At 46.5% G+C, this 17602-nt stretch carries 16 protein-coding genes and 1 tRNA gene; 8 read left to right on the top strand and 9 right to left on the bottom strand.

Annotated elements, in window-relative coordinates:
* Positions 1-3: 3 nt before the first annotated feature.
* Genes HH301_RS02485 through HH301_RS02475 form a run of 3 tightly spaced genes read right to left on the bottom strand, consistent with a single transcriptional unit; the run spans position 4 to position 1734 of the window.
* The gene (locus HH301_RS02485; RefSeq protein WP_169566493.1) at positions 4-417 is read right to left on the bottom strand and encodes an EVE domain-containing protein; all 414 of its coding nucleotides are present in this window, start codon (positions 415-417) and stop codon (positions 4-6) included.
* Positions 414-707, bottom strand: a complete 294-nt coding sequence (locus tag HH301_RS02480; RefSeq protein ID WP_169569464.1) for a YciI family protein — start codon at positions 705-707, stop codon at positions 414-416. Before HH301_RS02480 ends, HH301_RS02485 begins: the two co-directional genes overlap by 4 nt.
* 16 nt (positions 708-723) lie before the next feature.
* The gene (locus HH301_RS02475; RefSeq protein WP_169566492.1) at positions 724-1734 is read right to left on the bottom strand and encodes an NAD(P)H-dependent glycerol-3-phosphate dehydrogenase; all 1011 of its coding nucleotides are present in this window, start codon (positions 1732-1734) and stop codon (positions 724-726) included.
* A 169-nt stretch (positions 1735-1903) separates the two neighbouring features.
* On the opposite strand from HH301_RS02475, the gene HH301_RS02470 reads away from it, so the two are divergent.
* On the top strand, positions 1904-2533 hold the full coding sequence (locus HH301_RS02470) for a TetR/AcrR family transcriptional regulator (protein ID WP_169566491.1): 630 nt from the start codon (positions 1904-1906) through the stop codon (positions 2531-2533).
* A 165-nt stretch (positions 2534-2698) separates the two neighbouring features.
* On the opposite strand, the gene HH301_RS02465 is transcribed toward HH301_RS02470, so the two are convergent.
* Genes HH301_RS02465 through tsaD form a run of 3 tightly spaced genes read right to left on the bottom strand, consistent with a single transcriptional unit; the run spans position 2699 to position 4948 of the window.
* Complete coding sequence (locus HH301_RS02465; protein ID WP_169566490.1) at positions 2699-3190, bottom strand: GNAT family N-acetyltransferase; 492 nt, start codon at positions 3188-3190, stop codon at positions 2699-2701.
* Positions 3191-3201: 11 nt separating this feature from the next.
* The gene (rpiA, locus tag HH301_RS02460; protein WP_169566489.1) at positions 3202-3879 is read right to left on the bottom strand and encodes a ribose-5-phosphate isomerase RpiA; all 678 of its coding nucleotides are present in this window, start codon (positions 3877-3879) and stop codon (positions 3202-3204) included.
* 13 nt (positions 3880-3892) lie between these two features.
* Positions 3893-4948, bottom strand: coding sequence for a tRNA (adenosine(37)-N6)-threonylcarbamoyltransferase complex transferase subunit TsaD (gene tsaD, locus HH301_RS02455; RefSeq protein ID WP_169566488.1), 1056 nt, complete (start codon positions 4946-4948; stop codon positions 3893-3895).
* A 66-nt stretch (positions 4949-5014) separates the two neighbouring features.
* Between tsaD and hemC the strand changes: the two genes are divergently transcribed.
* From hemC to HH301_RS02420, 7 genes are all read left to right on the top strand, one after another.
* Complete coding sequence (gene hemC / locus HH301_RS02450) at positions 5015-5956, top strand: hydroxymethylbilane synthase (protein WP_169566487.1); 942 nt, start codon at positions 5015-5017, stop codon at positions 5954-5956.
* A gap of 9 nt (positions 5957-5965) precedes the next feature.
* On the top strand, positions 5966-8122 hold the full coding sequence (locus tag HH301_RS02445) for a uroporphyrinogen-III synthase (protein WP_169566486.1): 2157 nt from the start codon (positions 5966-5968) through the stop codon (positions 8120-8122).
* A gap of 8 nt (positions 8123-8130) precedes the next feature.
* Positions 8131-9471 carry a heme biosynthesis protein HemY gene (locus HH301_RS02440; RefSeq protein ID WP_169566485.1) on the top strand — a complete coding sequence of 447 codons (1341 nt, stop codon included), beginning with the start codon at positions 8131-8133 and terminating at the stop codon, positions 9469-9471.
* Positions 9472-9687: 216 nt separating this feature from the next.
* Positions 9688-10788: a TRAP transporter substrate-binding protein DctP gene (gene dctP, locus HH301_RS02435; RefSeq protein WP_169566484.1), complete on the top strand. Its 1101-nt coding sequence runs from the start codon at positions 9688-9690 to the stop codon at positions 10786-10788.
* A gap of 345 nt (positions 10789-11133) precedes the next feature.
* Positions 11134-12090, top strand: a complete 957-nt coding sequence (locus HH301_RS17830; RefSeq protein WP_169566483.1) for a TRAP transporter small permease subunit — start codon at positions 11134-11136, stop codon at positions 12088-12090.
* Positions 12090-13445: a TRAP transporter large permease gene (locus HH301_RS02425; protein WP_169566482.1), complete on the top strand. Its 1356-nt coding sequence runs from the start codon at positions 12090-12092 to the stop codon at positions 13443-13445. Before HH301_RS17830 ends, HH301_RS02425 begins: the two co-directional genes overlap by 1 nt.
* Positions 13446-13495: 50 nt before the next feature.
* Positions 13496-13571: transfer RNA gene (locus tag HH301_RS02420), tRNA-Thr, on the top strand.
* 58 nt (positions 13572-13629) lie between these two features.
* Here the strand turns inward: HH301_RS02420 and HH301_RS02415 are convergent.
* The 3 genes from HH301_RS02415 to HH301_RS02405 form a co-directional block, all read right to left on the bottom strand.
* Entirely contained in the window at positions 13630-14667 is a 1038-nt protein-coding gene (locus tag HH301_RS02415) for a tyrosine-type recombinase/integrase (RefSeq protein ID WP_169566481.1), read from the bottom strand.
* Between the two features lie 2 nt (positions 14668-14669).
* Entirely contained in the window at positions 14670-14903 is a 234-nt protein-coding gene (locus HH301_RS02410) for a hypothetical protein (protein ID WP_025897218.1), read from the bottom strand.
* A 329-nt stretch (positions 14904-15232) separates the two neighbouring features.
* Positions 15233-17545 carry an AAA family ATPase gene (locus tag HH301_RS02405; protein WP_169566480.1) on the bottom strand — a complete coding sequence of 771 codons (2313 nt, stop codon included), beginning with the start codon at positions 17543-17545 and terminating at the stop codon, positions 15233-15235.
* Positions 17546-17602 lie beyond the last annotated feature (57 nt).

The raw sequence follows: 17602 nt of genomic DNA, 5'->3' as shown, positions 1-17602 counted from the left end.
GTGCTAGAGGCCACCCATTTTGCAGATTATGTTCCAGCAGGTTTCGTCTACAGGAACAACGGATAGGCGACTTTGGCGGATCAATGCCAGATTAGCAAGCCTTTCATCCGCCTTAATGTCTGCAAGGGTGACAGGGGCTGGCATGTCTTTTACGGCTTTGACGTCAACCATACCGAACCGACCTTTTGGGTCCGTGTGATCTGGATAGTATTCCTTTATGACTTCCACGATGCCGACGATCTGTTTTTCCTTCACGGAATGATAGAAAAAACATTGATCTCCAACTTTCATAGCTTTCATGTTGTTGGAAGCCTGATAGTTGCGAACCCCGTCCCAATAGGTTCCTGCTTCACCAGCTTTGACCTGATCATCCCAGGACCAGGAACTAGGTTCTGATTTGATCAGCCAATAATTCATGATGATAAACCTGATCCCAAAACATGTTTCCAGGGTTTTACATCAACCCGTTCAAACAGACCTGCTTTTCCGTAAGGATCCTGCGCAGCCCATTCTTGAGCGGCTTCCAGGCTTTCTGCTTCAAAGATCAGCAAAGATCCCGTCATACCACTACCATCTTCAGTAGTTGTGGGTCCTGCGGCTTTAAGCTCATCCCCTTTAGCTTTGAGAAATTCCAGGTGGGCGGGGCGGTTATCCATACGGACTTGCAGATGATCTTTTTTATCGATGCAATAGGCTATGAAGAGCATTTTCGTTTCCATTCCTTCAGTCAAAGCCAGCCAGTTTTTCATCCCGAAATGGTCGTGCCAGCAATTCCTCGACCATTTCAGTTACAGTAGCGCCGCCATTCAGCAGTTTATGGACTGCTTGGCAAATTGGCATCTCAATTTTAAGGTCTGCGCTCAGTTTACTGAGAGCGGCAGCGGTATGGACGCCTTCTGTCACTGTGACACGACGTTCTAGAATATCTTGAAGTTTTTCACCGCGCCCTAGAGCTTCCCCAAGGGAAAAGTTCCGAGAAGAGGTGGAGGAGCAGGTCAGCACCAGGTCCCCAAGACCCGAAAGCCCCATTAGCGTCTCTGCTCGGCCGCCCATCTTTTCGCCAAGCCTGAGTATCTCCGCCATGCCTCGGGTTATCAGGGCCGCCCGCGCATTTTCACCCAGATTGGCTCCTGCAACGATCCCACAGGCGATAGCCAGGACATTTTTAATCGCACCGCCCATTTGCGCTCCGATTACGTCTGTTGTCACATAAGGCCGGAAGGTGCTTTTTCCGATTGCCTTGGCTAATGAAAGACCTAGCTGTTCGTCTTGGGTTGCGAGGGTTGTGGCAGAAGGAAGACCCCTTGCTACCTCTGATGCAAAGTTTGGTCCTGATAAAATAGCGTAAGGTTGACCTGGCAAACTGGTTTCCATCACTTCGCTCATCAGGTTTCCTGTTTGGCTCTCCACGCCTTTTGAACAGATGATGAGTGGTACATCCTCTTTCAAGAATTGCCTTAGCTGTTCTAAATTCTGACGTAAATGTTGAGCAGGAGTAACGTTTAGGATTATGTCGGCATCTACTGCGCTTTTAAGGTCATGTGTGACTTCTAAAGTCTCTGGGAAGGGTATCCCCGGCAAGTAGGTTTTGTTTTCTCGCTCACCTGTGAGTTTAGCAGCAAGTTCAGTGCGACGAGACCAGAGACAGACTTTGTCCCCTTTCTGTGCAATAGATATGGCTAGGGCAGTTCCCCATGCCCCAGCACCTAACACTGAAATTCTTTGCAAGCTCATCCCACCTTGTATCCTAAACCGAATGAAATCGGCGCCTTACTGTCTTTGAGTGTTACTAGCACGAAGTCTTTTATTTAAAAATAGGGGAGCTATGGAAAATGAGGACAAATCGAGCAAATTAGGATATATATTTAATAATTATAATTTATTTCATTATTAAGGATGTGCCATGCCTAAAGTCCATCCAGAGCGTCAAAATCAATTACGCGCCGCCATTTTAAAGGCAGCCCGTCACCGATATTTAACGCAATCACCCAGAAAGACGACCCTCGAAGAAGTCGCAGAAGACTGCGGAATTACAGCGCCTCATCTTTATAATTTTTATAAGAGCAAACTGGATTTAGCTGAAGCTGTCGCCGTGTCTATCCTTGAGGAATGGCAGTCAAAACTTGCTGAAGTTTTGGATCAGGAGGGAAGTGCAAAAGAGGTACTACAAAACTGCTTTGAGCAGGAAATAGAGCTCACAATCGAGGCTGCAAAAATGTATCCGGGTTATGTGCCGTTGATGGAGATAGTACTCAAAAAGAGAGAGCGTTCCTTCGCCCGGGCCCAGAGAAGATATTTACGCCCACTGTCTCTCTATTTAGATCATGCAATGGCTCGCGGAGAAGTCGTGCGGCAGGATCCGTTTTGGGTAGCAGAAACTCTTCATCTCGCGACACATGCCTTTCGAAATGAGTTTGTTACGAAAGGTAAGGATTTTCCTGATCTGAAACAAAAGCTGAATGATGTAATGAGCTTAATGCTGGAAGGAGTACTGATAAAAAAAGAGCCCTCCGCCGGGAAAGCGGAGGGCTAGGTCTGAGCTAGAGAGGATAAGCACTGCTTATTCTCGAGACCCATCATAACGCCGTATTTTGCAATTGCAACTCATTCTTAACTGCAAATGATAAAAAAATGGAAAATTGGGGTAAAAAAATTGCGTAACTTATTGTTTTTTATGAAAAATAAAAATTCAAATTTTTTATTGTTGAATTGATTTTTGCCAGAAAAGTGCTTCACCAGCCTCAGGATCCAAGCTGTAAGGCGCAAATCCAAATTTTAAATAAGCCTTTTTCGCCACATTATTTGCCGACAAAACTTCCAATGTTACTTTACAGCAGCCTTTCTCGAGGGCGACTTTTTCAACCTCTTGAAGCAATCGTTGAGAAAGACCAAGACCTCGATATTTCGAAAGCACGGCAAGATCATGAATATTAATTAAGGGCGCCGCTGCAAAGGTAGAAAATCCAAAGAAGCAGTTGGCAAGGCCAGCTGGTTTGCCATCAACAAAAACCGCGAGGGAAAGCGCATTAGGCAATTCGGCCAATTTCGCTGCAAGTGTTTTAACCGTTTGGTGCGGAAGAGGCTCTCCTCCGCCCATTGGATCCTGAGCATAGGCATCTAACAGCTCTACCAAAATCATAGCGTCTTCTGGATTTTGGTAATTTAATCGTTTTGAAGTGATTTCTGGCATGGAACTTATTCTTATGATCTTTCGAACTGTTTGACGCCCTCGTCGGTTCCAATGAGAACAAGGTCCGCATAGTCGATAAATAAGCCGTGTTCGACGACGCCGGGGATAGTACTCAATGTTAATGCGAGCTCTTCCGGATCCTCAATCTGTTCAAATGCACAGTCAATAATTAGATTATTTTCGTCAGTGTAAAAAAGTTTATCTCCCTGCATGCGGAGGGATGGTTGACAGCCTAAGGCTTCCATTTTTGGCAATAACGCACCTGAAGCAAAGGGAATGACCTCGACTGGCAATTTAAACTTGCCAAGTTTTTCGACCATTTTTTTGTTTTCGGCAATTACGATCATTTTGTCGGAGAGGGATGCGACAATCTTCTCCCTAAGGTGTGCACCGCCGCCCCCCTTAATGAGGCGCATCTGGGGGTCAACTTCATCAGTTCCATCAATAGTCAAATCAATGACAGATACTTCATCAAGGCCAACAACTTTAATTCCAAGTTTTTTAGCCTGGCTCGCCGTCGCTTCAGAAGTTGGAACAGCAATAATATCCAGTCCGTTTTTGACTTTTTCACCGACGAGATCAACCATCTTGGCTGCTGTGGAGCCAGTTCCAAGACCAACAACCATTCCATCTGTAATATGAGTGACGGCTTCTTTAGCCGCCGCAAGTTTTTGTTCGTCTTCTGTCATTTCTTTTCCTAGCTCAAGCCTTATGTCCGGCGAAGGGGGCGGGTTCTGCATCTGGGTCGAGAGGCCATCTTGCGCGAGCAGCAAGATCCAGAGGACTAGTTTGCCCTAATTTTAAATGTTCGACGCCTGCCCAAGCGATCATAGCGCCATTGTCAGTGCAAAGAGCAGGTGGTGGAACGGTTAATTTCAATTGGTGTTTATCTGCAAGTTCGTTCAATTTGTGCCGCAAGGCCTGATTTGCAGCTACGCCGCCAGCTACAACCAATGTATCGGCATCTGGATAATCAGCCTTAAATATTTTGACAGCTTGTTGAACCCGACTGATTAGAGCTTCGGTGGCAGCTTTTTGAAAACTGGCCGCCAAATCAGCTTTATCCTGATCAGAAACAGGTTCTGGAAGAGATTCTAAAGAATGTCGAACCGCTGTTTTAAGTCCGGAGAATGAGAAATCACAGCCAGGTTTCCCCTTCATCGGCCGGGGTAAATCAAACCTATCTGCATTGCCTTCTTTCGATGCCTTTTCAACGGCCGGCCCTCCGGGAAAACCGAGGCCCAGCATTTTGGCAGTTTTATCAAATGCTTCTCCTACGGCGTCATCAATAGTCGTTCCAAGGCGCCTGAACTGTCCAACACCCTCGACAACGAGGATTTGGGAGTGGCCGCCAGAGACAAGTAACAGGAGGTAGGGGAAGGCAACATTGTCTGTCATTCGAACGGTAAGCGCATGTCCTTCCAAGTGGTTCACACCAATAAGCGGGATATCACAAACCGCACTGATTGACTTGGCTGTCATTAGTCCGACCAAAACTCCACCGATCAAACCGGGTCCGGCGGTTGCGGCAACACCATCTAGATCCTGAAAACTTATGCCTGCTTCTTCGACAGCTTGACGGGCCAGTTTGTCCATTTGGGTGACATGGGCTCTGGCCGCAATCTCAGGAACCACGCCTCCAAAAGGGGCGTGTTCTTCAATCTGCGACAAAACGACATTTGACAAGATCTTGCCATCTGCCGTAACGACTGCGGCAGCAGTTTCATCGCAGCTACTTTCAAGACCTAGGACAATCATTTGAATTCTGTTTGAATGCGGTGCAAATTGGCTATGGCTGTATCACTGAATAGGATAACTCGCAATATGACGACCGAGAAAAAGTTAAAAATTGGAACACGGGGAAGTCCACTTGCATTGGCTCAGGCTTATGAAACTCGTGATCGGTTGCTGGCAGCTCATCCTGATCGGCTCTCTGAAAATGATATGGAAATTGTTGTTATCAAGACAATGGGCGACAAAATCCAGGATCGGGCGTTGAGCGAAGTTGGCGGTAAAGGATTATTCGTCAAAGAGATTGAGGAAGCCCTGTATCGCAAAGATATTGATATGGCAGTTCATTCCATGAAAGACATGGAAACCACTTTACCAGATGGTCTTGTGATTGACTGTATTCTGCCCCGAGAAGATCCGCGGGATGCCTTTATTTCTGCAACGGGAAAGACCTTGGACGAACTGCCTGAGGGCTCTGTTGTTGGTACTTCAAGTTTGCGGCGTCAGGCCCAGATCTTGAATCGCCGCCCAGACTTGAAGGTTTGTATTTTCAGAGGCGCTGTAGATACCCGCCTTCGAAAATTGAGAGAAGGAGAGGCTGATGCGACGTTACTGGCAATGGCTGGCTTGAAACGCTTGGATAAACTGAATGTGATTACTCAAGCTCTCGAGAAAGAACAAATGCTTCCCGCTGTAGCTCAAGGTGCCATTGGGATTGAATGTCGCGCGGACGATTCGGATCTTCGCGTGCTGCTGTCTGCAATTGACGATCCCATCAGCAATATTCGGATTAGTGCTGAGCGGGCAATGCTTGCTGTTCTCGATGGTTCGTGCCGCACACCCATAGCAGGTTATGCTGAAATCACTTCGGAAAATAAACTGGTTCTTAGGGCAAGCCTTCTTTCTCCTGACGGAAAGGATCGATTTGATGTCATGGGCGAAAGTCAAGTGGATGACGGTGTCGCTCTTGGCCAGGAGCTGGGGCAAAAACTTCGTGGGATGGCTGGTCCGGATTTCGCCGCATTTCAAATTTAGTCATTAGACATGCAATTCCTGATCACCCGACCAATATCTGTTTCAAAATCCCTGACAGCCAAGTTGGAAGCTGAGGGCCATACTGTCGTTTCGTCCCCGCTTCTTGAAATCAGACCAGTGGATCGGAAATCACTTGATCTGAAAGGGGTTCAGGCGTTGATCGTTACCAGTATCAACGGGTTAGACAATCTACTGCCTTTGATTCAAAACCGATCTCTGCCTATATATTGCGTCGGCAACAAGACTGCTGAAGCGGCTATTCTGGGTGGATTTGAAACTGTTAAGTCAGCTGATGGAAATATCGACGATCTTGCAAAATTAATCCAGAATTCTGTAGATCCCACTCAAGGTGTTTTGTTGCATGTTGGCGGGAAGCGCTTAGCAGGTGATTTACAGGGTGTTTTGGAAAAAGCGGGTTATTTTTACCGCCGTGAGATCCTTTATGATGCTGCAAAGGTAGAAGGCTTTACAAGCGAAGCCTTGGATGCATTCAGGCATGGTAAATTACAGGGAGTCTTGTTATTCTCCCCTTATACAGCGGAAGTATTCTGTGAGTTGGTACAGTCGGCTGGTCTTCAATCACAGTTGGCACATATGGATGCCTGGTGTTTGAGCGAAAATGTTGCCAATAGATTGGACGGACTTGGGTTCCATGGAATTCATGTTGCTAGTCAGCCGAAAGAAAAGTCATTACTGAACCTGATCAATGAGAAGATTGGTCAAAGCGCCCAGCAAAGAGAAGCTGAGCAGAAGGGGACCAGGGAGCACACCGTGTCAGAGAAGTCAAATACCGGGGATAAAGACCCGCAGGTAAAAAAAGATACTGAAAAGTCATCCGTAGATTCAAAATCAGCTTCAAAAACTGCGGTACCACCAAGCGATGCTGCAAAATCCACTTCAAGCTCGGGTTCATCTTCTAAAGTTACAAACGGATCACCCAGTTCACCCAAGGGATCAGCAACTACACCAGTTTCAGAAAAGAAATCAGGTGGCTCTCGGGTTCTTTGGACTCTCGTTGGACTATTTTTTGTATTTTGCCTCGGGATGGCAGCTTGGCCACTTCTTTATCCTTCTGTCTCCAAGTATCTGCCAGAAGAAACCCGCGCAATTCTGAGTGGGCAAGGTAGCTCCAATGAGCTTGAAAAGGTTCTGGCGCAGCGATTGTCAGAGTTGGATCAAAAAATAGCAGCCTTGCCAAAAACGACTGAGGTTGTGGTGCCAGAGAATGTGACGGCAGCCCTTGCAGAGATTCCTCTCTTAAAAGATGAAGTCAATAGCTTGAAGTCCCAAACCTCAAATGCACCTGAAGGTTTGGAAGATCGTTTGGATACCTTGGAAATGCGGCTTCAGGAGTTGGATGTGGCTGTTAAAGGGGTACAAGAGAATGTTGCGTCCATATCATTGATGGGTTCTGGTGGAGAGACTGAAGGAGAGGTACCAGCGAATGCTGCGGCGGTCGCCGAACTTACGGCACTCAGAAGTGCACTTGAAAATCTTACAGGACAGATTCGATCTCTAAAAGAAGAACAGGCGGCATCGATTACGGATTTGGCTTCGCAGAAGTCACAACTGGAAACACTATCTGCCGCGCTGGAAGAAACAGTGAAAGAATCGCGGTCCAGTGAAGTAAATAGTGGTGATGCGTTGTCACTCTTGGCACTTGGGCAGCTTCAGCGGAAAAGCCAAACAGCTCAGCCTTTCGACGGCGCCTGGCAACAAGCCATGGCTGTGCTGCCAGCTAAACTACAGCCAGATTTGGCTCTTCTTTCTGATGTTGCGAAGACAGGAGCGCCAACCTACCGTGATTTGACAGAGGGGTTTGGCTCTCTCGCAACCGACGCTGTTCAGGCATCGCGACTGCCCGAGAGTGAAACTTGGTATGGAAAAACTCTCCATAATCTTGCATCTCTTGTGAAGTTCCGCCGTGTCGATGGAGCAGAGGCTGATAGTGTTGATTTTCAAGTCACTAAAGCGGAAATGGCTCTGTTTGATGGTGACCTAGCTACAGCGGTTAATGTTGTAAAAGGGCTCCAAGGTGAGCCAGCAAAGGTGATGGCGTCATGGCTCAAAGGGGCGGAAGCAAGGCTTCTGGTTGATAAAAGTCTTGGCGACTTGATTAGTAAGGCATCCACTGCGGCACTCGATAAAACAGGCAATGAGAACTAGGGGTACAGATGATTAGAGCTGTTTACTTATTCATCGTCATTGCCATTTTGTCTGCTGCTGGGGTCTGGCTTGCAGACAATCCAGGTGCTGTCAATTTGCGATGGGGGAACTATGTAGTTGAAACAAGCATGGTGGTCCTTGTTGGGCTTGCCGCAGTTTTAGCGCTTGTTATATCCCTTCTGATTTTGGTTTATCGATGGATTCGGTCAAGTCCCGGACGGATAGGTGGACTATTTGCTAGCCGAAAGCGAAGCAAGGGAATGGACGCTATCAGCCATGGAATGGTTGCAATTGCTTCTGGAAATCCGGATGCAGCACGGCGAGCAGCTATTGATGCTGAGAAACACCTTAAAGGAGAACCTCTCACCTTGCTTTTGGCTGCCCAGGCCGCTGAGTTGAATAAGGATGAAAGAGCAACCGAAGTTTACTACAGCAGGATGACTGAGCAGCCTGAAACAGAGCTACTCGGACTTCGTGGGTTAATTTCTCAGGCTAAGCGAAATAATGATTTACCTAAAGCACTGGATTTGGTGAAACGGGCCGATCGTTTAAAACCAGGTACTGAATGGGTAACCCAGGATTTGTTGCTTCTGAATATTCAGTTGAAAAAATACGAAGACGCTCTCCAGGCGCTGGATAGTCACTTTAAAGGTAAAGCGTCTCGAACTTCTGAATTTCAGAGAATGCGGGCAATACTTACCTATGAATTGGCATTGGAACAGGTTCAAGCTGGTAAGATTGATATAGCCCGCCAATATCTTCAGCAATCGCGAAATGCGGATAAAACATTTGTCCCAGCAGCTGTAAAAACTATTCAGCTCGCAAGTGAGGATCGCAAGCGTGAAAAACTGATTTCTGCAATTTGGACAGAATGCCCTCACCCAGAGGTGGTGGACGCTATTCAGAAGCTAGTTCCTGTGGAGAGTGAAGGCGACTGGCTTGCCAGGGCGAAGCGTTTGTTTGATCACGTGAACCCGGGCCATCGGGATAGCCTTTTAGCGTTAGCCAAAGCGGCTCTTGCTGCGAGAGAATGGGGAGAGGCTAGAGCTTATCTTATAAAATTGGTGGATACAGATCCGACGGCCGAAGTGTACAGACTTCTTGCAGATCTTGAGGAGCGGGCAAACGCTGATGCGGCGGCGGCTAGAAAATGGATTCAGAAAAGTGTGGAAGCAAAACCGGATCCTGCCTGGCATTGTAATGGATGTGGCCGTCAGGAGGCGAGTTGGCAGCCAACCTGTCCTACCTGCCATAAATTTGATGGTTATGTTTGGCGATCTCTGGAGCGGGGCGGTACTCCGGATCTGATTGAAGCAGAGGTGGTAACTGAATTGCCTGTAAGTTCTTAAGCCAATTTAATCTAAATTATTGAATTTAAAAGCTTCTCTCCTTTCGGAGAGGGGCTTTTTTTTAGTTTATTGCATTCCATAATATGGAAAATCTTCCATTCTGGTCATTTGAAATTTCAAATTTTTGATGAGCTGATGTAGGCTTAAAAAAATAAGAAAAAACTAAAATAAAAAAATAGGAGACAGGGGCGCAAAAACCATAATTGGGAAGAAATGATGAAAGATCAAAAACTCAGCAGGCGAAAAATATTGGCAGGATCTGCCGCAGCGGGTGCCGCTGCGATCGCGGCTCCATCAATTGCCACAGCAGCCGGTGAAACTACCAGTTGGAAAGTTCAAACCTCTTGGCCAGGAGGTATTGGTCTCAATATCTTTAAAGAATGGTGTGCTTCCATTAAGGAAAAGTCTGGCGGGGAACTGGAATTTATTCCCTTTGGCGCGAAAGACGTAGTTGGCGATTTTCAGTTGTTTGACGCGGTTAAGAACGGTGTTCTGCAGGCGATGAACCCTTTTACTCTTTACTGGGCAGGACGTATTCCGGCGGCTGTGTTCTTATCATCATATCCGCTTGGTCTTAGAAACCCTCATGAATGGGATGTGTTTTTCTATGGGCTTGGTGGCCTGCAAATGGCTCGGGATATCTTTGCTAAGCAGGGAATGTATTACGTTGGCCCGATCCACCATGGCCCGAACATTATTCATTCAAAGGTTCCGATCAGATCTATTGATGATTTCCGCGGGCGGAAGATGAGATTGCCAGGTGGCATGGTTGCAGAAGTGTTCCAGGCGATTGGAGCTAAAACTACACTTCTTCCCGGTTCGGAAATTTTCCCGGCACTTGAAAAAGGGACAATTGACGTAGCAGACTATGTTGGTCCTGCGATTAACCATGCTCTCGGGTTTGGTCAGGTTACGAAATATATTTCAATGGGTCCTCCAGGCTTCATGTCTGTGTACCAGCCTGTTGATGTTATGGATCTGACTGTTGGAATGGATGCGTGGAATGCGTTGAGTCCTGCTATGAAACAGTTCGTTGAAATGGAAGTAAAATCATATTCAATTGAACATCATGCCAAAATTCAGAAAGCTGATCAGGAAGCTTGGAAAAAGTTTGAGGAAGAAGGAACAGAAGTCACACGTCTTTCTCAAGATGACATCGAGGCCTTGACTGAAGTTGCGGTGGAGCGTTGGTTCGCTTGGGCGAATAAGGATGCAGATGCAGCTAAAGTCTTTAAGGTTCAGTTGGACTATATGATGTCTGGTTCTCTGGGTTATGTCACACCGGAAATGATTGAGAACTACAGTCTAAAATACTGATCCAATCCACATATTCGAGAGGGTCCGCTGAATGGCGGATCCTTTCAGTTTTCTGTATATCTAAAGTAGGAGTACGGAGAGATGCCAAGCGTCGACTTCGTTTTGCCCCATTGGCTGTATTGGTCAGGGCTTATCATATTCCCATTAATAGCAATGGTGCTGTCCAGACGGTCAGGCAAGTCTGGATCAGCAAATAAATATTCACTAGGAACTGCTTATTTTGTTTGGTTAGTAGGTGGTTTTCTCGGGCTGCATCGTTTGTATCTGAGAAACTTGTTGGGGTTAGTTTTTTGGCCCCTTTTTGCTCTTATTCTCTATGCGTCTTCCGTGGAACGAGATGCCAGGGTGGTATACTCAGATGCTACAGCGTCGCTTGAGGTTGTCGATAAAACAATAGAGCGAAAAGAAAAAGCAATTCTCAAATCACAGGATCGGATTGAAGACTCCAGAAAAAGGTTGGAGACGGCTGAAAGCGGTTCAAGTTCCTACAAACGTTATGAAAGCCGTATTGAGAAAGAAACAGCCAAGATTGAAGATAACCAGACAGATATTCGGCAGATCAAATCAGAAGTCGCTGGGCTAAAGGATAAGGCAGCGGCAGCTGAAAGTAGACGGGAAAACTGGAGTAATTTTGCCTTTTATGCAGTCTCGTTGATAGGGGTTTTCTTGCTGGTGGATCTGTTTCTTATTCCGTCACTGATGAAAAAGGCGGAACGGAACCTCGCAGAAAATCCGGAAGGAGAGATTGTTCGTGATCAGGTTGAAGAAGACAGCCGGTTCGTGGGAACCGGTGTAGCAGGAATTCTGGATCGTATTTCTCTTTATTCCGGTGAATTTGTAGCTTTTTGGTCGATTATCGCTGTTTTCGTTTATTACTACGAAGTCGTTGTCCGGTATGTTTTTAACAGTCCGACCAATTGGGCGCATGAAAGCATGTTTCTCATGTTTGGTATGCAGTATCTGGTGGCAGGAGCCTACGCCATGCTGACTGGAAGTCATGTTCGTGTTGATATTTTTTACGCAAAATTCTCGATGAGGGGTAAAGCCTTTGTCGATTTGTTGACATCCGTTTTCTTCTTTATCTTTGCGGGAACGCTCCTCGTTACAAGCTACATCTTCTCAGTCGACGCAATTGGTCAAAATGAGGTTTCCTTCACGGAATGGGCCATTCAGTACTGGCCTGTTAAATGTGTGATGATAGTGGGTAGCTTGTTGCTGATTTTGCAAGGCATATCATTGGTTCTCAAAGATATCCGAACCCTGATCAATCCTGAAAATGTATCAAGTGGGGGAGCTGTCTGATGGGTCTTGAAATTGAAATTGGTTGGCTCACCCTGATCATGTTTGGCAGCTTGTTGCTGCTTCTTGCGGCAGGGTTACCTCTTGCCTTTGTTACCGGTGGCTTAGCCTGTGTCTTTTTGTTTGTTCTGGGTGATGCTCAGACGCTCAACATAGTGCCCAGTCGTATTTTCCCATTGATGACGGATTATCAGCTTTCTGCGATCCCCTTGTTCATCTTTATGGCTGCCATGCTGGAGAGAGCCGGACTAATCAAGGAGATGTTTGATGTTATCTACAAGCTTCTTGGAGGGTTGAAGGGTGGCCTTGCGTCCGCAACAATTATTGCCTCTACAATCCTTGCGGCCATGGTTGGCGTGATTGGGGCAGCTGTTGTCACCATGGGAATTATTGCGCTGCCAGCTATGTTGGCTAGAAATTATGATACCAAGATAGCGATGGGCTCTATTATGGCCGGCGGCACGCTTGGTATTTTGATCCCGCCTTCGATTTTGGCCATTATTTATGCGGTAGTTGCTGAGCAATCTGTTGGAGAGCTGTTTATCGGGGCCGTAATCCCCGGCTTGATGCTGTCCGGGTTCTATATCCTTTATGTGTCGGTCATGTCGTTCCTGGATCCTGCAAAAGGCCCTCCAATCCCTGTTGAGGAGCGGATCAGTGTTAGGGAAAAGTTTTTGCTTTTGAGGCAAATGGCTGCACCCATAATTTTGATCCTGGTTGTTTTCTCTGTCCTCTTTTCAGGTGCTGCGACACCGGTTGAGGCTGCAGGCATCGGAACATTTGGGGCTTTCATCGTCGCGGCTCTTCATCGGCAATTAAATTGGAAAACAGCGCGAGAAGCGGTCATAACGACACTCAAAGCCTCCTCCATGGTGATTTGGATCATGTTCGGCGCGACAATCTTTGTTGGCCTGTATGTGTTGCAAGGGGGACAGACCTTTGTAACGGAATCCCTGGCAGCAACCGGGTTGGGACCATGGGGCATTTTAATCCTGATGCAAATCCTGCTTATAATTCTGGGTATGTTTCTGGACTGGGTTGGAATTTTGCTTCTCTGCGTTCCAATTTTTGTGCCTATTATTAAAGGACTAGGGGCTGCCGCTTTTGGCTTGGATAGTTCGGGCGATCTGGTCTTGTGGTTCGGGGTTCTCTATCTGGTGAACATGCAGATGAGTTTTCTATCGCCTCCATTTGGATATGCACTGTTTTATCTGAGAGGTGTTGCACCAAGCTCTATTCCCATGTCCGATATCTTTAAGGCAGCACTTCCATTTTTGGGATTGCAGTTTCTGGGCCTCGCTCTCTGTATGTATTTTCCAGAGATTATTACTTGGTTGCCAAGCTTGGTCTACGGCTGATTACAACTACTTGTCACGGTCTTCCGTGACAAGTATAAATACCCGCAAGTGCCGCTGTAGCTCAGCTGGTAGAGCACCGCATTCGTAATGCGTAGGTCGCGTGTTCGAGTCACGCCAGCGGCACCATAAAATCAATGACTTAGCCGAGAGCATGCATTTTTTTTAGACACCTTTAGACGGTGTTTTAGACACTTTTGTATTTGCTTTGTTCCAATTTCTGCATAGCTGTCTGAGCCTGCCGCTTTTGATCAACCGTTCTGACATACCTTTCAACGGAGTCATTTGTGGTATGACCTGTGACGGCTCTGATCTCGTTGATTGTGCATCCCGCTTCTGCCAATCGCGTAGCCACAGTAACGCGAAGGCCATGAAAGGTAAGCCCCTCGCCTATTTTTCCTTGTTTAATAAGAGAGCGCTTCAGTTTTTGAAACTGAGTTTGAAAACCGCTAGATGTGTATGGCTTGCCGCGTGTGTTAAGGACAATCCATGGCGATTTTCTATCCATTTTATCCAGTATCGCTTTGAGCTCCGCGATTACAGGCACCCACACAAAATCTCCTGTTTTGGATTGTTGGCATTGTATGAAGCCGTTCTGGTAATCACTCCACTTGAGACTTAACATGTCACCACTTCGAAGTGCAGTATATGCACTCAGGCCAATCCCAGCTGCTATTTCAGCCGTTTGCGCGTTTTCAAGAACCGTTGTGATTTCTTCATTGGTCCAGGGCCTATTTGCAGGAGGCTTGTGTTTGTCTCTGGGAATTTTTCGGAGTTTTTCTGCCGGGTTCTTTTTGCAAATATCGTTTCGAACGCCGAAGTTAAATGTGAGAGACATAACGCTCCTAAGCTTGTTCGCAAAGTCTCTTTTTCTTTCCTTTAGCGCATGGTTTTTCAGTTTTTCCAAGGAGACAGGAGTTATTCTTTCGAGGCGTGCCATCCTTGTACTGCTGAGATAACTGAATATTTTTTGGTAGTCTGACTTAGTTCTTGGTGCCAAGCGACGGAACTCTTCACTTCCACGATACCTTTCGACTAGCTCTCCCCACGTTCCGGGTATGGAACTAAATTTTTCTGGCTCATAAAGGTGATTGAGTTCTTCTACTTTGAGCGCAAAGCGAAGAGTTCCGTACTTCTCTTTAATTCGAATGCCAGATTTACGGTGGTAATAATATTTTGTGCCGTTTGACCAGTATGCCTTAATTCCGCGGATTTTGACGTCCATGATCAGTGCTCCATATAAGTGGCTACCAGATCAAGGGGTCCGCGATTAGTCAATCCGGATACGAATTGATCCAGCTCTTCCCTGTCATATAGAGCGCGGGAGCCAAAAGGCAGGCTTTCAACCGGAACATATTTCTCAAAAGTTGCGATGGAAACATCCAGATAAGCTGCTGCGGTGGATTTACTCATCATGCGCGGCCAATCTGGATATTCAGAGAGTGAGAGTTTTCTAACCATGAAACCTCCAATCAGGTTCTCTGTTTGGAAGGTTTGTTCTTAAAATCTCAAATGACCATTTGAGTATTAAAGAAGTATGACGAGAGACTTTTAAAAAGTAAAAATACATAGATAACACATATTAGTTTAGCGGTTGATCTACATATATGCTGGTTGAAAAAAAATACTCCTGAGTGAGAAAATTATTTAAGTATGGGGTTGAAGTTTTCAACTTGAGAAGTTTGGGTTTTAGCGTTGGGTTAGTTGAATATCACTGTGAAGACAATATAACTTACATACTTAAAAAAATATATATGGTTTAAGGGCAATCAGTTTGTGAGTGTAGCTTTTTAAGTTTTAATCAAGTTTATCTGACCTATGGCGAAATGTTCAACAACAGCGATTGCCTCTTCACAAGCGAGCTTTAGGTCTTCCGGTGAGGGAGTTTCGTCATAGTAGGTTCCGTGGCTCAAGGAATTGATCAAAACGCTCTTGATCTTAAAACCTTCGTCTCCTGCCAAAAATGAAATAAAATTCTGTAAATCATGCGATTTATCTGGCCTGCAAAAACGGCCAACAGCCTCCAATACTTGTCTAATAGCATTCCCAGTGCTGTGATCGGGGTTATCACCGTTCGCAACTTGATATACGTGTTCAAGCTGTTGCTCAAAGGGGGCAACATAGCTGTGTAAATGAATTAATTTATGCGTAATTCCATCTTTGTATATTGAGAATGTCGCGTCCTTTTTAATGACGCTGTTGGTCCGCGATATATTGAAGAAATAGCTACTGTGTGTGAGCACCAACAGGTTTGGCCTCTTGTTTTTATTGCCATCTATTTTGGCTGGGTTGATCGACACCTCTCCCTGATCTGAAATGCTCAGGTTTTTAAGCGTTTGAGCGATTGAGAACACGAAGTCATAGGACATCGAAGTCACCGGGTCGTCGAAGACGAGGAACAGTTTTCTATAGTCACTGTCTGATGCGACCTTGCGGTGTATACAGGCCACAAAATAGCAAAATGCTATGGCTGTTTTTTCGCCGTCGCTGAGTGTGCGATGCGGCCCCCTTTCCATTTCCTTATCACCCCGTTTCAGGATGAAGTTCTCGCGATCAAAGACATATTTATCGGCAAAAAACTCTTTCAGGAGCAGCGCAAAGGTCTCCGCTACGCGCTCTTTCGCATTCGTTGAAGGAGCTGCCTTTTCAAGCTCGCTTAGTTCCTTCTGTTTGGCTTGGGTGGCCTTGTTGAGGTTCCTCAGGGCTTCGATGTCGGACCAGCTATTGAGGGCAAACTCTTGCTCAAAGACGGTACAGGCTTTTCGCTGTAGCGCCTTGCGCTCATCGTCCGCTTTTTCTACGGCCTTAGTGAGTTCAGCAACCTTGGTATTGTTGTCCTCGATAATCCCTTTGAGCGCAGCGATGTGAACGGCGAGATTATCAGTAGACAGCGAATGTGCTGAAGCAAGTGCCTGTGTTTTTTGTTCTAACGACGTTTTGAGTGCGGAAATTGCGGTGCGCGCATCTTTTAGAGCAGTCTCACCATCAGCGACTTCGACATCCTTCTTTGAAGGCACATGGTGCTTTAGATCGTCGAAGCGCAACTTCTGCCGTGTGAGCTGTGTCTCAATATCTTTGAGTCTCGCTTCGTTTTGTTTGAGCTTGCGGGAGTAGTCTCTCAGCTCCCTTTTGTGTTTCTCCTCCTCGTCGGCGAAGTAGCTGACATAGGCATCAATGATGGCCTTCGGATCAGGGGCTGTGATTCCTTGTTCGCAGAAGGGGCACGTGGTGCGATGCTCTTCCTGAACAAGCTGAATGCCAGTTTCATAGAAACTGTGATGGGCATCGATCTTCTTTTTGATCTCATCGGATACGCTGGATGGTGATGTCACCTTCTGGAGCGACGCTTCGAGAGCATCCAAGTCGATGTCGTCGCTTCCAACGGCGTCTACGGTTCCCGGATAGACAGGCTCTGCTGGAATGGCCCTCAGGCTATCTAAGTCAGAGAGAATACCGGCAAAACTCTGCTTCGGTGCATCGGGCTTGTCGGGAAAACGCTCCAGAAGGCTTTCGAGATTCAGACGCTTATATTCCGATAGATTCTTATTGATCCCCGCTTTGTCTACGAGGTCTTGGATTTTGGCCGTATCGTGTTTCGTTCGAAGAGCCGAGCCGGCTTGTTGCTCTGCTTCACGCGCCTTTTGCAACGCCTCCTGCGTGTCCTTGAGTTCAATGTTTGCACTATCGACGGCGATCTGATTCTCGATCTCACCATCAATTTCGTACTGACGATCCCTTAGTTCCTCATGAACAAAATCTTCAGAGAAGACGTGGAAGATAGTGTCAGCGACATTGGCGGTGACTTTGTCGCCAGGCTTCTCTAGCTGAAGCGCTCCCAGAACATTCGTTCCACGCGAGAACGAAAATGAACCTTTAGCATCTGGCGACTCGTCTGAAACTAGAGTGAAGGCTGCTTCAGAAACATCTTTGTCTTGCCCCTGCCAATCGAGATAGCGGAACGCTCGGGAAAGAAAGGATTTACCGGTGCCGTTTCGAGCGAAGACTAGATTTTGAGCATTCTTAGAGAGCTCTCCGTCTATGGAGAATATCGGTCCCAAGTAAGTAGCCTTGATCGCGAAGGCTGGGTTCGGAGGAGTACTCATTTCGACCGCCTTAGTATTTTAAAGGGCGTTCTTGAGAATGTTGCCATTGCTTTCACC

It is taken from the genome of Sneathiella limimaris, assembly GCF_012932565.1.
Classification (GTDB): Bacteria; Pseudomonadota; Alphaproteobacteria; order Sneathiellales; family Sneathiellaceae; genus Sneathiella; species Sneathiella limimaris.
This window is presented reverse-complemented; position numbering and strand designations above follow the sequence as displayed.

What these genes read in the sequence shown, in the direction of transcription:
- HH301_RS02485 (WP_169566493.1), bottom strand. Translation starts at nt 417, where the DNA reads ATGAATTATTGGCTGATCAAATCAGAACCTAGTTCCTGGTCCTGGGAT.
- HH301_RS02480 (WP_169569464.1), bottom strand. Translation starts at nt 707, where the DNA reads ATGCTCTTCATAGCCTATTGCATCGATAAAAAAGATCATCTGCAAGTC.
- HH301_RS02475 (WP_169566492.1), bottom strand. Translation starts at nt 1,734, where the DNA reads ATGAGCTTGCAAAGAATTTCAGTGTTAGGTGCTGGGGCATGGGGAACT.
- HH301_RS02470 (WP_169566491.1), top strand. Translation starts at nt 1,904, where the DNA reads ATGCCTAAAGTCCATCCAGAGCGTCAAAATCAATTACGCGCCGCCATT.
- HH301_RS02465 (WP_169566490.1), bottom strand. Translation starts at nt 3,190, where the DNA reads ATGCCAGAAATCACTTCAAAACGATTAAATTACCAAAATCCAGAAGAC.
- rpiA (WP_169566489.1), bottom strand. Translation starts at nt 3,879, where the DNA reads ATGACAGAAGACGAACAAAAACTTGCGGCGGCTAAAGAAGCCGTCACT.
- tsaD (WP_169566488.1), bottom strand. Translation starts at nt 4,948, where the DNA reads ATGATTGTCCTAGGTCTTGAAAGTAGCTGCGATGAAACTGCTGCCGCA.
- hemC (WP_169566487.1), top strand. Translation starts at nt 5,015, where the DNA reads ATGACGACCGAGAAAAAGTTAAAAATTGGAACACGGGGAAGTCCACTT.
- HH301_RS02445 (WP_169566486.1), top strand. Translation starts at nt 5,966, where the DNA reads ATGCAATTCCTGATCACCCGACCAATATCTGTTTCAAAATCCCTGACA.
- HH301_RS02440 (WP_169566485.1), top strand. Translation starts at nt 8,131, where the DNA reads ATGATTAGAGCTGTTTACTTATTCATCGTCATTGCCATTTTGTCTGCT.
- dctP (WP_169566484.1), top strand. Translation starts at nt 9,688, where the DNA reads ATGAAAGATCAAAAACTCAGCAGGCGAAAAATATTGGCAGGATCTGCC.
- HH301_RS02425 (WP_169566482.1), top strand. Translation starts at nt 12,090, where the DNA reads ATGGGTCTTGAAATTGAAATTGGTTGGCTCACCCTGATCATGTTTGGC.
- HH301_RS02415 (WP_169566481.1), bottom strand. Translation starts at nt 14,667, where the DNA reads ATGGACGTCAAAATCCGCGGAATTAAGGCATACTGGTCAAACGGCACA.
- HH301_RS02410 (WP_025897218.1), bottom strand. Translation starts at nt 14,903, where the DNA reads ATGGTTAGAAAACTCTCACTCTCTGAATATCCAGATTGGCCGCGCATG.
- HH301_RS02405 (WP_169566480.1), bottom strand. Translation starts at nt 17,545, where the DNA reads ATGAGTACTCCTCCGAACCCAGCCTTCGCGATCAAGGCTACTTACTTG.